The organism is Gordonia paraffinivorans, assembly GCF_900683595.1.
Lineage (GTDB): Bacteria > Actinomycetota > Actinomycetes > Mycobacteriales > Mycobacteriaceae > Gordonia > Gordonia paraffinivorans.
On the sequence record NZ_CAACYD010000007.1, the window covers coordinates 348,019 to 362,496 of the forward strand.

9 protein-coding genes are annotated in these 14,478 nt (G+C 69.4%); 4 read left to right on the top strand and 5 right to left on the bottom strand.

The features are described from left to right. Positions 1–68: 68 nt before the first annotated feature. Together E1P53_RS14570 and E1P53_RS14575 are read right to left on the bottom strand one after the other, a co-directional pair. Complete coding sequence (locus E1P53_RS14570) at positions 69–3,470, bottom strand: (Fe-S)-binding protein (protein WP_131734730.1); 3,402 nt, start codon at positions 3,468–3,470, stop codon at positions 69–71. A gap of 234 nt (positions 3,471–3,704) precedes the next feature. Beyond that, entirely contained in the window at positions 3,705–5,078 is a 1,374-nt protein-coding gene (locus tag E1P53_RS14575; RefSeq protein ID WP_131734731.1) for a WS/DGAT/MGAT family O-acyltransferase, read from the bottom strand. Between the two features lie 257 nt (positions 5,079–5,335). Between E1P53_RS14575 and E1P53_RS14580 the strand changes: the two genes are divergently transcribed. Continuing rightward, a complete protein-coding gene (locus E1P53_RS14580) occupies positions 5,336–5,851 on the top strand; it encodes a SanA/YdcF family protein (protein WP_230824160.1) in 516 nt (171 codons plus the stop codon). Between the two features lie 3 nt (positions 5,852–5,854). Here E1P53_RS14580 and E1P53_RS14585 read toward each other — a convergent pair whose 3' ends face one another. Further along, the gene (locus E1P53_RS14585; protein ID WP_131734733.1) at positions 5,855–8,011 is read right to left on the bottom strand and encodes an acyltransferase family protein; all 2,157 of its coding nucleotides are present in this window, start codon (positions 8,009–8,011) and stop codon (positions 5,855–5,857) included. A 418-nt stretch (positions 8,012–8,429) separates the two neighbouring features. On the opposite strand from E1P53_RS14585, the gene E1P53_RS14590 reads away from it, so the two are divergent. Together E1P53_RS14590 and E1P53_RS14595 are read left to right on the top strand one after the other, a co-directional pair. Continuing rightward, positions 8,430–9,785, top strand: coding sequence for a styrene monooxygenase/indole monooxygenase family protein (locus E1P53_RS14590; protein ID WP_131734734.1), 1,356 nt, complete (start codon positions 8,430–8,432; stop codon positions 9,783–9,785). A 156-nt stretch (positions 9,786–9,941) separates the two neighbouring features. Beyond that, positions 9,942–10,877, top strand: coding sequence for an oxidoreductase (locus E1P53_RS14595; protein WP_131734735.1), 936 nt, complete (start codon positions 9,942–9,944; stop codon positions 10,875–10,877). A 28-nt stretch (positions 10,878–10,905) separates the two neighbouring features. On the opposite strand, the gene E1P53_RS14600 is transcribed toward E1P53_RS14595, so the two are convergent. Both E1P53_RS14600 and E1P53_RS14605 read right to left on the bottom strand, forming a co-directional pair. Then, positions 10,906–11,991, bottom strand: a complete 1,086-nt coding sequence (locus E1P53_RS14600; RefSeq protein WP_109239175.1) for an NAD(P)H-dependent amine dehydrogenase family protein — start codon at positions 11,989–11,991, stop codon at positions 10,906–10,908. A 25-nt stretch (positions 11,992–12,016) separates the two neighbouring features. Continuing rightward, positions 12,017–13,099, bottom strand: coding sequence for a Rieske 2Fe-2S domain-containing protein (locus E1P53_RS14605; RefSeq protein ID WP_131734736.1), 1,083 nt, complete (start codon positions 13,097–13,099; stop codon positions 12,017–12,019). 237 nt (positions 13,100–13,336) lie between these two features. Between E1P53_RS14605 and E1P53_RS14610 the strand changes: the two genes are divergently transcribed. Next, entirely contained in the window at positions 13,337–14,389 is a 1,053-nt protein-coding gene (locus E1P53_RS14610) for an alpha/beta fold hydrolase (protein WP_131734737.1), read from the top strand. Positions 14,390–14,478: the final 89 nt, after the last annotated feature.

The window sequence follows — 14,478 nt, forward strand, 5'->3', positions numbered from 1 at the left end:
ACCTGATCCGGACACGAAAACGGGCCCCGACCGCGTGGTCGGGGCCCGTTTTCGGTCACGGCTGGTGACTACTTGTGGCCGGGCCGCTTCTTGCCGGCGGCGATGCCGAAGCCCTTGGCCTTCGACGCGCCGGTCTCGGTGATGGTCCGCGAGTCGTCCGCGGTCTTCTCCGACGACGCGGCCGGTGCCTCGGCGGCCGGTGCCGCGACGGTCTCGGCCTCCTCGACCTGCGGTGCCTCGGGTTCCGGGGCGGGCTCCGCGGCGGGAGCCGCGGGAGCCTCTGCCGGTGCCGCGGGCGCAGCGGCCTTCGGGGTCGCCTTGCCGATGCCGCCGGGCCGCTTCTTGCCCGCGGCCATGCCGAAGCCCTTGGCCTTGGCCGGCTTCTCCTCGGTCACCGCGGCGGCCGAACCAGCGTCCGACGCAGCAGGTGCGGCGGCCTCGGCCGGTGCTTCGGCCGGGGTTTCGGCGGGAGCCGGTGCCGCAGCGGGGGCCTCGGCGGCCGGCTTCGGGGCCGCCTTGCCGATGCCGCCGGGCCGCTTCTTGCCCGCGGCCATGCCGAAGCCCTTGGCCTTGGCGGGCTTCTCCTCGGTGGTCGCGGCCGCGGTCGCGGAGCCGGCGGTGTCGGCGGTCGGGGCGGCCTCCGGGGCCGTGGCGGCCTCGTCGACCTTGGACTCGGCCGGTGCGGTCACCCCGGCGTCGGCGGCGGCAGCATTCGGGGCAGACTTCGCACCCGGGCGCTTCTTGCCGGCGGCCATGCCGAAACCCTTGGCCTTTGCCGGCTTGGCCGCTGTCGTCTCGGCCGGCTTCGCCTCGGCCGTGGTGGCCTCCGCCTTCACCGCCTGCGACGACTCCGCCGCGGCGGAAGCGGGAGCGGCCGACTCGGCCGGCTTGCTCGCCGCACCAGGACGCTTGATCCCGCCCTTCATGCCGAAGCCCTTGGCGGCGGGCTTCTTCTCGGGGGTCTCGGCCGGGGCCGACTCGGCGGCCGGCGCAGCGGTCTTGGCCGCGGCACCCGGCTTCTTGCCGCCCTTCATGCCCAGGCCGACCTTCGGCTTCGGGGCCGCCTCGGTCGTCGTGGCCGCAGCAGCGGCGGGCGCCTTGACGGGCTCGGGCTCGGGTTCCGGCTCGGGCTCCGGAGCGGTCGGACGCGGGCCGAGGTAGCGGCCGCCCAGCTTGACCTCGGTGGGCTCGCCGCGCTTGACCGACTCGAGCAGCATCTGCGCGACGTCGACGACCTCGACCTTGCCCTCGGACTCGGTGCCGCTGGTCCGGGCGGTCACGCCGTCGGTGAGCATCACGCGGCAGAACGGGCAGCCCGTGGCGACCTTCTTGACCTGCTCGCCGCTCGTATCCCCGAGGGTGTCGAGCGCCTCGTCGACGCGGTCGACGTTGATGCGCTTGCCGATCTGCTCTTCCATCCACATGCGGGCGCCACCGGCACCACAGCACATGGACCGTTCGCCGTGACGCGGCATCTCGGTCAGGGTCGCCCCCGAGGCGCCCATGAGCTCACGCGGCGCGTCGTAGACCTTGTTGTGCCGGCCCAGGTAGCACGGGTCGTGGTAGGTGACGCTCTCGCCGCCGATCGGAGCCACCGGCACCAGTCGCTTCTCGCGCACGAGGCGGTTCAGCAGCTGGGTGTGGTGGACGACCTCGTACTTGGCACCCAACTGCGGGTACTCGTTGCCCAGCGCGTTGAAGCAGTGCGCACAGGTGACGACGATCTTCTTGCGCTGCTCGGGCGCGGTCGAGAAGACCTCGCCGAGCATCTCGATGTTCTGCTGCGCCAGCATCTGGAACAGGAACTCGTTGCCCGCGCGGCGAGCGGAGTCACCGGTACAGGTCTCGCCCTCGCCGAGGACCAGGAAGTTCACCGCGGCCATGTCGAGGAGCTCGGCGACGGCCTTGGTGGTCTTCTTCGCGCGGTCCTCGTAGGCGCCGGCGCAGCCGACCCAGAACAGGTACTCGAAGCCCTCGAACGACTCGACGTCCTTGCCGAACACCGGGATCTCGATGTCCATCTCGTCGATCCAGGCGGTGCGCGCGGAGGCGTTCTGGCCCCACGGGTTGCCCTTGTTCTCGAGGTTCTTGAACATGCCGGCCAGCTCGGTCGGGAAGTCCGACTCGATGAGGACCTGGTAGCGGCGCATGTCGAGGATGTGGTCGACGTGCTCGATGTCGACCGGGCACTGCTCGACGCAGGCACCACAGGTGGTGCAGCTCCACAGGGTCTCGGTGTCGATGACCGCGCCGAGCTCCTCCGGATCGAATTCGCCGTCGGTCTGCTCGATGCCGGCGCCTCCGCCGATCTTGCCCTTGGACTCGCCGACGAGCTTGCGTGCGGCCTCGGCACGAGCGGCCTCGGGGATCGCGTTCAGCTTGTCTTCCAGGACGTTGCCGTCGGCGTCGACCAGGCCGACCTCGTCGCCGCCCATGTCCTTGCGGCCGCCGGCCAGCAGGTACGGGGCCTTGGCGTTGCCGTGGTCGCGCAGCGACATGATGAGCAGCTTCGGCGACAGCGGCTTGCCGGTGTTCCAGGCCGGGCACTGCGACTGGCAGCGACCGCACTCGGTGCACGTGGTGAAGTCCAGCCAGGCCTTCCAGGAGAAGTCCTCGATCTTGCCGGCGCCGAAGGCGTCGACGTCGGGATCGGCGGTCTCCATGTCGAGGACCTTGCCGTTGGACATCATCGGCTTGGCCGCGCCGAGGGCGACGCCGCCGTCGGCCTCACGCTTGAAGTAGATGTTGAAGAACGCCGAGAAGCGGTGCCATGCCACACCCCAGTCGGTGTTGAGGCCGACCACGGCCAGCCACACCATGCCGCTCATCAGCTTGATCACCGCGAAGATCGACACCAGGGTCGGCGACGCGGGAAGGATCTTGGCGACCTGCTCGGTGAAGAAGTCCGATGCGGTGTTGGAGTGTCCGTAGGTCGCGATCTTCGACGACTTCACGAGGATCATGCCCAGGCCCTCGAGGAGGACGACGGCCTCGACGAAGTAGGCCGCGCCGAAGCGCGAACCCGAGAAGCGCGACAGGCGCTCGGGGACGCGCGGGTGGTTCAGCTGGCGGATGGCGATCAGCACCAGGATGCCGACCACGGTGCCGATGCCCAGCAGCTCATCCCACAGGTGCCACGCGAACGTGTCACCGAAGAACGGCCAGTGGAACTCCGGGTCGATCGACTGCCCGTAGGCCTCGAACCACAGCAGGGCGCCGCCCAGGAAGCCGATCATGACCAGCCAGTGCGCCCAGCCGACGGAGCGGAACTTGACCATGCGCGTGTGGGCGATGAACTCCTTGATCATCGTCCACAGACGCGGGAAGAACGGCCAGAATCTGGTGCTGGGAACCTTCTGGCCCAGGCGGATGGTGCGGAACATCGTCACCACACCGCGGAGGAAGAGGTACCAACAGAAGAGGCTGATCACCGCTGCTGTGGTGCCGATGGCAATCGTCGTGGCTGTCACGGGCGCGTACCGGCCTTTCGTCTAGGTCGTCCGCCCGGAGGGAGCGCACAGAGTGCGCAGGGCTGTCCCACAGGGCGGTGTACTACAGGTAACCGTAAATCCTTGCGCCTATGCAGCGCTCACAAGGTTGACCTAATACCTGCTGGTCTGTCTCTCAGGGATGATACTCACCAGTAACTTACTGTCGAGTCACGGTGGGTGGGGATCCCGCCGAGCATGCCCCGACGGCCCGACTCACCGTGTGTGGGCGACCTTCTCGAGCTCCTCGAGCGCGGTGTCGAGGTGGGTGAGCAGTCGCTGCAGGCTCGGGAGCTGGGCGCGCGCGCCGATCAGGCCGAAGTCGATGTTGCCGGCGTTGCTGGTGACCGTGATGTTCAGCGCCAGTCCCTCCATCGCGATCGAGACCGGGTAGACGCCGTCGAGCCGGGCGCCGTTCCAGTAGAGCTGCTCGGTGGGCCCGGGAACGTTGCTGATGATGATGTTGAACTGGGGCGGCACGTACTGGACGACGCCCGGGACGGTCGCGAAGGCGAGCGGGGCGAAGTTGGCGGCCCCCAGCGCGATCGCCTGGATCGGCCGCAGGCCGCGCACGACGTTCTTCGAGCTCCGTGCGGACTCGACGATCGTCATCAGGCGCCGCTCCGGGTCGGGCTGGTCGGTGGCGAGGTTGACGAGGATGGCGGTGATCGCATTGCCCTCGGCGTCGTCCTCGGTGTGCATCGACACCGGCACCGCGGCGATCAGCGGGGACTCGGGCAGCGCGTCCTGGTCGATCAGGTATGACCGGAGTGCGCCCGCGCACATGGCGACGACGACGTCGTTGAGGGTGATGTCCATCGCCGCGCCCACGGCCCGGAGCCGCTCGATCTCCCATTGCTGGGCGGCGAAGCGCCGGGCGCTGCCGATCGCGACGTCGAGAATGGTGCGCGGGGCGCGCGGGACCGGCGGCACGAAGTCGGGCTTGCGCACGGCGGCGAGGGCGACCTTCGCGGCCGCGGGCCCCAGGCCGGCGGCCTGGAGGCCGGCATCCACCAGGCCGGACACCCGCGACTTCAGTGACGGAGCCGGTTTCAGGGCCCGCTTGCGGACGAGGGCGGGGTCCCACGGCGCGGTGCCGGACCGGTCGTCGGGATCTGCCGACAACATCCGCTGCAGGAGTCGCAGGGCGGAGACGCCGTCGACGATGGAGTGGTGGATCTTGCTGTACAGGGCGACCCGGCCGTCCTCGAGGCCCTCGATCACGTGGAGCTCCCACATGGGCCGGAACCGGTCGAGCAGGGTGCCGTGGTTGAGCGACACGTAGCGCAGGAGCTCGCGGACGCGACCCGGCCGGGGCAACACGGTGCGGCGGACGTGGTAGTCGAAGTCGATCTCGTCGTCGTAGGTCCACGCGAAGTTGCCCAGCATGGTCACCGGCGGGGCGGGACGCTTGCGGAACAGGGGATGGACCTCGGTGCAGGCGGTGAACGCCGCGATCATCTCCTCGGCGAGATCCGCCGACGTCTGCCCCTCACGCGGGACGAACAGTTGCAGCCCGCCGACGTGCATGGGCTGCTCCCGCGTCTCGGCCAGCAGGAAAATCGACGAGGTCACCGGCATGTACTGCATGCACACTCTCTTCCACGGTTGTCTTCTCACGCGTCGGGGTGAGCGCGGCGGGTGCGTACAGTATGGCGTTACCTCCGTCACAGTCGCGCCGTCGGGTCCGCGCCGGAAACGGACCGGCGTCGGGCCCCTTCCGCGGTCCTGCAGTTGGGCGAGAAGCGCGGCGCTGCCAAGGTGTACGGGTGAGGTCCGCAGCCCGTCTGATCGCGCCGGTGGCGCTGATCGTCGTCGAACTGTGGATCACCGTCGCGGCCACGTGGATGTATGTCGAGTCGTCGGGCCGCATCGTCGACGCCGGGCGGGTGTCGGAGGGGTCGACGCTGCTGGTGCTGGGCTCGCTGGTCTACGACGACGGCACCCCCGGTGACTATGTCCGCGGACGGCTGGACACCGCCGCGCAGCTGTACCGCACCGGGCGCGTCGATCGGATCATCAACTCCGGCAACGGTTCCGAGGATGCGGGGAACGAGCCTGCCGTCATGCGCGCGCATCTCGAGGCCGCCGGGGTGCCGCCCGAGGCCATCGTCGACGACCCGGAGGGATACGACACCGCGGCCAGTTGTCGCCGGGCGCACGAGGACTTCGGTGCCGATGCGCTCGTCGTCGTGACCCAGGACTTCCATCTGCCGCGGGCCATCGCGCTGTGCCGCGACGCCGGGGTCGATGCGCGCGGCGTCGTCGCCGAATGTGATTGCCCGGCATGGACGGTGGTGCGCAACCACATCCGCGAGAAGGTCTTCGCGGGACCGAAGGCGCTGCTCAGCGCGGTCGGCTGACCGTCACCACCAGCCGGTGATCTCCTTCAGGTCCGCCTCCATCGCAGGGATCAGGCTCCGCACGAAGGTCGCCGACAGGTGGTGGTAGTCGTGCCACACGAGGATGTTGCCGACCACCGCGGGGCAGTACTCGTCGTCGCAGAAGGCGTCGCTGTAGTCGAGGAACGACATGTTCGGGAACTCGCCGGCGATCTCCTGCGCCGGATCGGTCGGCGCGAGGGCCTGCTCGCGCGAGACGCCGCACACCTCCGGCTTGCGGCCGCTGGCCAGGCACTCCGGCGGCTTCAGCTTGCCCGTCGACCACGGGTTGTCGCGGATGGCGATGACCTTCTGGTCGCGGTCGCGGAACTGCGCGAAGATCTCGCGGTAGTCCTTCGGCACGCGGTCGCCCTTCTGGCCGCCCTCCGGCGGGCGGGTGGACGTGGTGAACACGTAGTCCGGGTTGTCCTCGGCGAGGCGTTCCATCACCCGGCGCGACCAGTCGTTGCACTGGTAGTACTTCTGGCCGAACCAGGTGAAGACGTGCTCGGTGGTGAGCGCGCACCCCACCTTCAGGTAGGTCGTCACGCGGAAGTTGTTGCGCTTGCCGATGTCGTCGAGCGCGGTGATCCACTGCTCGGCGTGCGACCCGCCGACGAGCGCGATGGTGCGGGTCGCGTTCGGGTCGCCGTAGACCCCGACCTTGATCGACGGGTCCTTCCAGCCGCTGATGATCGAGTCGTAGGACGTGATGGGCCAGTCCTGGTCGACGACGTCGGGGCTGGGCTGCGGGGTCACCTTCGGGACCGGCGCGCCGTCGAGGAAGGCGCGTGCGCCGGGGTAGAGGCGGGGGTCGAGGTGCGCGGTGTCGAGGGTCGCGTTGGCGGCGTCGCGCTGCCAGGTCACCGCGGCGGCGCCCGCGGTGACCGTGGTGACCAGCAGCACCGCGACGAGGGAGAGCCGCCAGGCGCGCGAGTTCTGGAAACCGGGCTTACGGCGCGCCGAGCCGGCGCGCAGCGGCGCCTCGACGTACTTGGTGGTCAGCCAGGCGATCAGCACGGACACGGCGAGGATGCCGGTGCCCTCGAGCCACGACACGTCGTCCTGGTAGCGCCAGGCCATGTAGAAGATCAGCAGGGGCCAGTGCCAGAGGTAGAGGGCGTACGCGATGGAACCCAGCCACACCAGCTGCGGCAGCGCCAGCCCGCGGGAGACCGCGGCCGGTCCCGTCGCGGCGGGCGCGGTGGCCGGCGCGCCCGACCAGATCAGCAGCAGCGTGGCGCCGACCGGCACGAGCGCCCACGCGGCGGGGTACTCCTGCACGCCGGTGATCCACCAGCCGCAGGTCACGATCAGGCCGAGGGCCACCAGGCCCAGCAGGTTGCGCAGCCACGCCTGCATCGGGACCCGGGGCAGCCACACGGCCAGCAGGCCGCCGGCCAGCGGCTCCCACAGGCGCGCGACGGTGTCGTAGTAGGTGAAGGGCTGGTTGATGCCGTGGCGGTAGTTGGCCCACGCGAACGAGACGACTGCCACGGCCAGCAGTGAGAACCCGACGATGCCGCGCACCACACTCGGCCGGGCGAGGACGGCGAACACCCGTGACAGCGCGCGCAGCAGGCCGCCGAGCGCCAGCGCGCACAGCAGCGTGAGCAGGAAGAACTGGCCCTGCATCGACATCGACCACAGGTGCTGCATCGGGCTGTTCGCCGAGTCGGCGGCCGCGTAGTCCTGGGATTCGAAGGCGAGATACCAGTTCTGGTAGTACAGCGCGCTGGCCTGCAGCTCGGCGCCGAGCGGCCCCCAGCGCGTGGTCGGCATGACGAGCGCGACCATCAGCGCGATGAACGCGAGGACGAGCAGCAGCGCCGGCAGCAGGCGTCGGACCAGCCGCCAGAAGCGGGGCCACGGGTTGATCGCCCGGCCCCACGACACCGATGCCGGCTGGGTGGCGAGCACGTGCTTGAGCAGGGACGCGACGAAGAAGTAGCCCGAGAGGGTCAGGAAGACGTCGACGCCGCCGGACACCCGGCCGAACCAGACGTGGAAGATCGCGACCAGCGCGATCGCGACGCCGCGCAGACCGTCGAGGTCGAGCCGGTAGCCCGAGGTGTTGCCGGTCGCGGCGTCCTCGTCGGGCGTCGCGACGACCGGGGTCACTTCGGGAGAGGTCGCACGCACAGTCGGCGATGGTACTTGTCCCCGGACGCCCGATGCCGTCCCCACGGGGGGTGTCGGGGGACCCGCAGGAGGTCAGGTGGATCGCCGGAAGCCGCTCCCACCTCGGAAGACGGTCGTACGTTCGGAGAACGACCGTCGAATCCGGGTGTGAGGAGATGCATCGTGGGTGATCTGGTCGATGGGCGTGCGCCGCACCCTCGACACCTGTGCAGGGCAACGTCCGCCTCGCGACGCGGTCGCTCGGAGTGTGGTCCCCGGCACCGGATCTGTCCCGGTCGGCCAGCCATTCGTTCGCGGTGCGTCTAAACCTTCAGCGGGGCCGATCGCCCCGGCACCCTGTCTCCCAGCCATCAGGGCATCACCGATGCCGGTGACCGATCAGGGCATCGCACGCCCACGACCACCAGGGGAGACACTCATGACCACACGACGTTCCGTCGCGATCATCGGAGCCGGCCTCGCCGGGACCACCGCCGGTCTCGGCCTCGTTGACGCCGGTTTCGACGTCACCATCTACAGCGACCGCGACCGCGAGTCGCTGCGCGACAAGGTGCCGCCGACGGGCGTCGGCGTGCTGTTCGGCAAGTCCCAGGACTGGGACGCCGAGATCATCGAGGACCTCTACGAGGTCGGCAAGACCACCGGCATGAGCGTCCGACTGTACGGCGGCGCCGGCGAGGACCGTGCCCCCGTGCTCGAGTACGACCCCGACTACGGCTACGTCGCCGCGGCCGTCGACCTGCGCCTGCGTGCCGACGACCGGCTGGGTCGCTTCCTGGATCGCGGCGGCCGGTTCGAGGTCGCCACCGTCGACCTCGACCGCCTCGACCAGATCGCCGGCGAGGCCGACCTGACGCTCGTCGCCACCGGCAAGGGCGGACTGTCGACGCTGTTCCCGGTCGACGAGTCGCGCACGAAGTACCGTGAGCCACAGCGTCGCCTGCTGCAGGTCACCCTGAAGGGCGTGGACCACGGGGCGGACGTGTTCTCCTACCGGTCGTCCGCGGGGGCCGGGCACTCGCTGTACAACCTCGACAGCGAGAACGGCGAGCTGTTCTTCGGCCCGTTCCTGCACAAGGACGAGGGCCCCACCTGGTCGTTCATCGTGTTCGCCAAGCCGTCCGGCGCCTGGGCGCCGCGCATCGACGACGTCCACGACGCGGTGGGCGCACGCCGGACCATCGCCGGGATCTTCCACGACTTCTTCCCCGAGGACGCTCCGGTCATCGATCAGCTCGAGGTCATCGAGTCCGACCCGGTGTCGTGGCTCAAGGGCGCGGTCACCCCGACGGTGCGCAAGGCGGTCGCCACCACGAAGAGCGGCCACCCGGTCGCCGCGATCGGCGACACCGCGATCTCGTTCGACCCGGTCGCCGGCCAGGGCGCCCAGAACGCGCTCATCCAGGTCGCCGAGCTCGTCAAGGCCGCTCGCGGGCACTCGGGTGAGTTCACCGCCGAGTGGCTGGCGGAGGAGTTCGAGAAGCACTGGGAGCGCCGCGGTCACGCCGCCACCGAGGTCACCCGCCTGTTCCTCGGCGATCCCGACTTCGCGACCCACCTGGAGCTGTCGTTTCCGGCTGCCGCTGTCAATCCGGATGTCGCGCAGGCACTGCTCGGCCTGCTGTCCGACCCGAACCCGCTCCTCGGTCTGCGGACCCGTGAGGATGTCGAGAACTTCATCACCGCCGTGGCCGGAGAGCCGTTCGATCAGGTCCTCGCCCGGTTCTCGCCGGCCGGCGAGTTCTCGGCCGCGCCGTCGCCCGTGACGGTCTGACGGGCCCGGCCGGTCCACTCCGGGTCGGTGCGCACCCCGGACGCGTTCCCGGACGCGGCCGGGGTGCGTTTCATGTGACACCCCAGCCGGTTGTGTCACATGAGGTGTGATACGAACGACATCTGCGACGACGTCGGGATCTCAGAGGGGGAACTTGTGAAGACGGGTTGGACGCTGGCCGACGCACCTCCGCAGACCTCCCGGACCGCCGTGGTCACCGGGGCCAATGCGGGGATCGGCAAGGAGACCGCCCGCGGCCTGGCCACGCTCGGGGCCACCGTCGTCCTGGCGTGCCGAAATCCCGAGACCTCGGCCGCCGCGCGCGACGACATCGTCGCCGAGGTTCCGGGCGCCGAGGTGGAGGTCATCGACCTCGATCTCGCCAGCCTCGACTCCGTGCGGGCCGCGGCCGCCGAGCTCAACCGGCGCTTCCCGCGCATCGACATGCTCGTCAACAACGCCGGTGTGATGTGCGCCCGACGCGACCTGACGCCGGACGGTTTCGAGATGGACTTCGGCACCAACTTCCTCGGCCATTTCGCGCTCACCGGGCTGCTCATGGACCGGCTCCTGGCCGCCGACGCCGCGCGGATCGTCACGGTCGGCAGCCACGCCCACCGTGCGGGCACCATCGACTTCTCCGATATCCGGATGGACCGGACGTTCAGCACCGCCGGTGCGTACTCGCGGGCCAAGCTCGCGCAGATGGTCTTCGCCTTCGAACTCGACCGTCGGCTGAAAGCGGCTGGGGAGAAGGCGATCTCGCTCGCCGCCCATCCCGGTGGCACGCGCACGGGCGTGATGCGCGAGCAGAACAAGTTCCTGCAGTGGGCCTACCACGCACCGTCGCTGCGCTGGCTGACCGACCGGTTCATCATGGACCCGCCCGAGGGGGCGCTGCCCGTCCTGCGTGCGGCGACCGACCCCAAGGCGGCCGGCGGACAGTACTACGGACCGGTCGGCAGCCTCGGGCTCGCCGGCCCGCCGGTGCTGGTGGAGCCGTCGCCGAAGGCGAAGGACATGGTCGTCGCCGACAGGCTGTGGGACGTCGCCGAGGAGCTCACCGGGGTGAGCATCGACCTCGGGGCCTGACGAGATCTCGGGGCCTGACGAACAGGTCCTACAGCTTGAAACGTCCCGCGAAACTCCGCAGCGGGAGGTCGGCACTGGTGATGATCCCCGGGGGAGCCGCGACCACCGACCGGATGGAGTTCAGCGCGGGCAGGCCGGTGACGGTCATGCCGATCGACGCGAAGTTCTCCGGGTTGGACAGATCGAATCCCTTGCGCGGGAAGATCATGTGCTTGGAGTAGATGTTCGGGTCGCCGGTCACCTGGGTGATGTAGCAGCCCTGGATGTTCCACGACGGATCGGTGTGCGGGGTCATCTGCCACTCGAGATGCGTCTCGACGCGGGCCACCCCGTCCACCATGCCCTGGTATCTGATGTAGCTGCCGCCGAGGGAGCCTTCCGGGAGCTGGTACCAACCGAGATCGACATCCTTTGTGCAGGCGCCCAATTCGTAGGAGAACGCCACCTCGTCGAGCTCGAGGTCGAAGGCATCGGCCATGAGGTACACCGAGTCGGCGAACACCGCGGTGAACTTGTAGAGCGAGTCGGGGATGGACGGGTCGTCGACGGGCAGGCCGTAACCGACCGCCTTCCAGGTGTCGACCGAGTGGTGGCAGGACACGTCGACCGACTCGGTGACGGTCACGTTCTCGATCTCGGCGACGTCGGCGGTGTGCACGATGCCGAGGATTTGCGCGAGGCCGGGATTCATGCCCGTGCCGTAGAACGTCGCGCCGCCCTTCTCGCACGCTTCCGCGATCAGCTCGCTCACCTTGCGCCCGGACGGGTGCGGATGGTTCTTGTCGCGGTGGAAGCCGGTGATCCAGTCCGCCGTCGTGACGATGTCGATCCCAGCCTCGAGCACCCGGACGTAGAGATCCTCGTCGGGAAAGACCCCGTGGAAGGTCAGTACGTCCGGTTCGGCGGCGATGATCTCCTCGACGGTGCCGGTGGCCGTCACCCCGATCGGGCCGATGCCGACGATCTCGCCGGCGTCGCGGCCGATCTTGTCGGGCGAATAGCAGTGCAGCCCCACCAGTTCGAGGTCGGGGTGATTGCGGATGCGGCCGATCATCTCGGTGCCGAGGTTGCCGGTGGCCACCTGGAAGACCCGGATCTTCTCGGGTGTGGTCATCGTGGTTCCTTTCGGGAGGTGGGCGTCAGGAGCGTGCTGCGGTGGGCGACCCGTCTCGCGACGCCGCGCGGCGGAGTTCCTCGAGTTCGGACCTGTGGATGCGGATGTAGTCGTCGGCGGCGGCCCCGCCGTCGGGGTAGAACTGGCGGGCCCACTCGCGCAGGGCGGTGAACCCGGCGTACTCCTTGCGCGACAACGCCGGCGGGTCGGAGTAACGCTGGTGCGCCCAGATCTCGATGTCGGCGGCGAACTGCTCGATCACGAAGTCCGCCATGGTCTTTCCGTACTCGGTGATCTCGCCGGTCTCCTCGCCGGGCTTGCGGCCGATCCACACCGTGAAGCGGACGTCGGAGGTGTGGTCGTCGACCGGGGTGACCGCGGGCATGGTGCGGTTGTCGACCATCCCCCAGCTCTTGGTGACCGAGCACCCCAGGCCGGCGTTGATGGATTCGACTCCGCTGGAGGCGGTTTCGAGTGTCGCGCCCTCCTCGAAGGCGATCGTGAAGTCGACGTGGGACACCGGTCCGGAGAAGTCGTGGCGGGTGAACTCCGGCATGAACGGGGTCTTGTGGACGAACTTGAAATGGGCGAAGTCCACGCCGTTCTCCATGATGTACTGCGGATGGATCTCGAGCCCCGGTCGGTACAGGGTCGCGGCCGGGACCGGCGGGTAGTAGTCGTCGGCGGTCGCGTCGTCGCCGAAGTCCGCGAAGATGTCGGGGACGTCGAAGTGGGGTGGGCGTCCCTCGACGTCGTGCCAGATCCACACCGCCTCGTTGCGCTCGATCACCGGGTAGCTGCGGATGCGCCGGCCGCGATTGGGGTGCTTCTCGTACGGGATGCACACGTTGCGCCCCTCTGCGTTCCACTCCCAGCCGTGGAAGGGGCACACGAGGTTCTCGCCCTCGACGTGGCCGCCGTGGCCGAGATGGGCGCCGAGGTGCTCGCAATAGGCGTCGAAGACCGAGACGCGGCCCGATCGGGACCGCCACGCGACCATCTCTCGTCCGAAGTACTTCATCGTGTGGACGGCGCCGACGGGTATCTCCGCCGACCACGCGACCTGGAACCAACCGGTGGGCGTCATCGACAACGGCGTTCGTGCCATGTCCGTCACGGTAGGTCCGTCTCGGCACGAAATACAAGAGGGTTCTGTGAAAAATTCACGACCTGGGGTTTGGGTCGACCCCCGACGGGTATCAGGTGCATCGGGGGCGGCGACCACGCCGACTTTCGACAAAACGTAGGAACGCTTATTCGCGGTTTGTATCATCAAACGGTCGATGTGACATGGAGCACAGCGACAGCGAATGTGGCATCAAGGCAATGGCGCCAGGAGGACGCGATGAGTGCAGGTGGGAGCGGTGCTTCGCTGCTGAATGTGACCAGGTCACGGCTACCGGGGATCGTCCGGCCCGCCGAGGCCCGGCGTCGGCTCCGCACTCGTCGGTGGGAGAATCCGCTGTACAACTCGCGTCCGCCGGAGCGGGAGTCCTGGGCCGTCACCGACGACGGTGCCCGGCTGCGCGTGCATCACTACGGCCCGCAGGACGCGCCGGTGCTGCTGCTCATCCACGGGTGGTCGTGCTGCATCGAGTACTGGAACCCGCAGATCAACGCGTTCGCCGAGAACTACCACGTGATCGCCTACGACCAGCGCGGCCACGGCGACAGCACCTGGGGCACCCGCAAGTTCGACTCCGACGTCCTCGCCGACGACCTGCAGGCCGTCGTCGAGCAGGCCGTTCCCTTCGGCACCCCGGCCGTCTTCGTCGGCCACAGCATGGGCGGCATCACCGTCCAGGCCTGGGCGCACCGCCACCGCGATCGGGTCGAGGAGCGCGCCACGGCGCTCGTCCTGGCCAACACGACGTGGGGCGGCATCGCCGAGGAGACCCGCGTCCTGCCGTTCCTCAACGCGCCGCTCAAGGCCCCGCTGCGCCCGATCCAGGCGGCGTTGTCGGTGCCGGTCCCGCTGCCGGGCGGCCGCATCGCCGAGAACCTGGTCCGGTCGCGCATCCTCAACCGCCGTGCGGCCACGGCCGATCACGCCGCGTTCGTCCTGGCGATGTCGCGCTCGTGCAACCCGGCCGCCCGCGCGAAGACCGCGGTCGCGCTGACCCAGCTGGCCCTCGGGCCGGTCGGCGTCGAGTCCATCACCGTGCCGACAACGGTCATCGGCGGCCGGCACGACCTGCTCCTGCCGCATGCGATGACCCAGCGCATCGCCCACGCCCTGTCGGTGCGCGGCTACCTCGAGGAGCTGGTCGTGCTCGACACCGGGCACGCGTCGAACGTGGAGGCGGTCGACGACTTCAACGCCGAGCTCCACCGCGTGATGTACACGGCGACGAGCGGGACATTCGACCGGACCCCGCTGACCGGCGCGGCGAGCTGAGACGCGCCCGTCGCCGACCCTGGCCGGCGGCCGGGATGGGACCTGCCATCGCCGATCACCAAAGGCGGCATGTCGTCGAACGCCGTGGG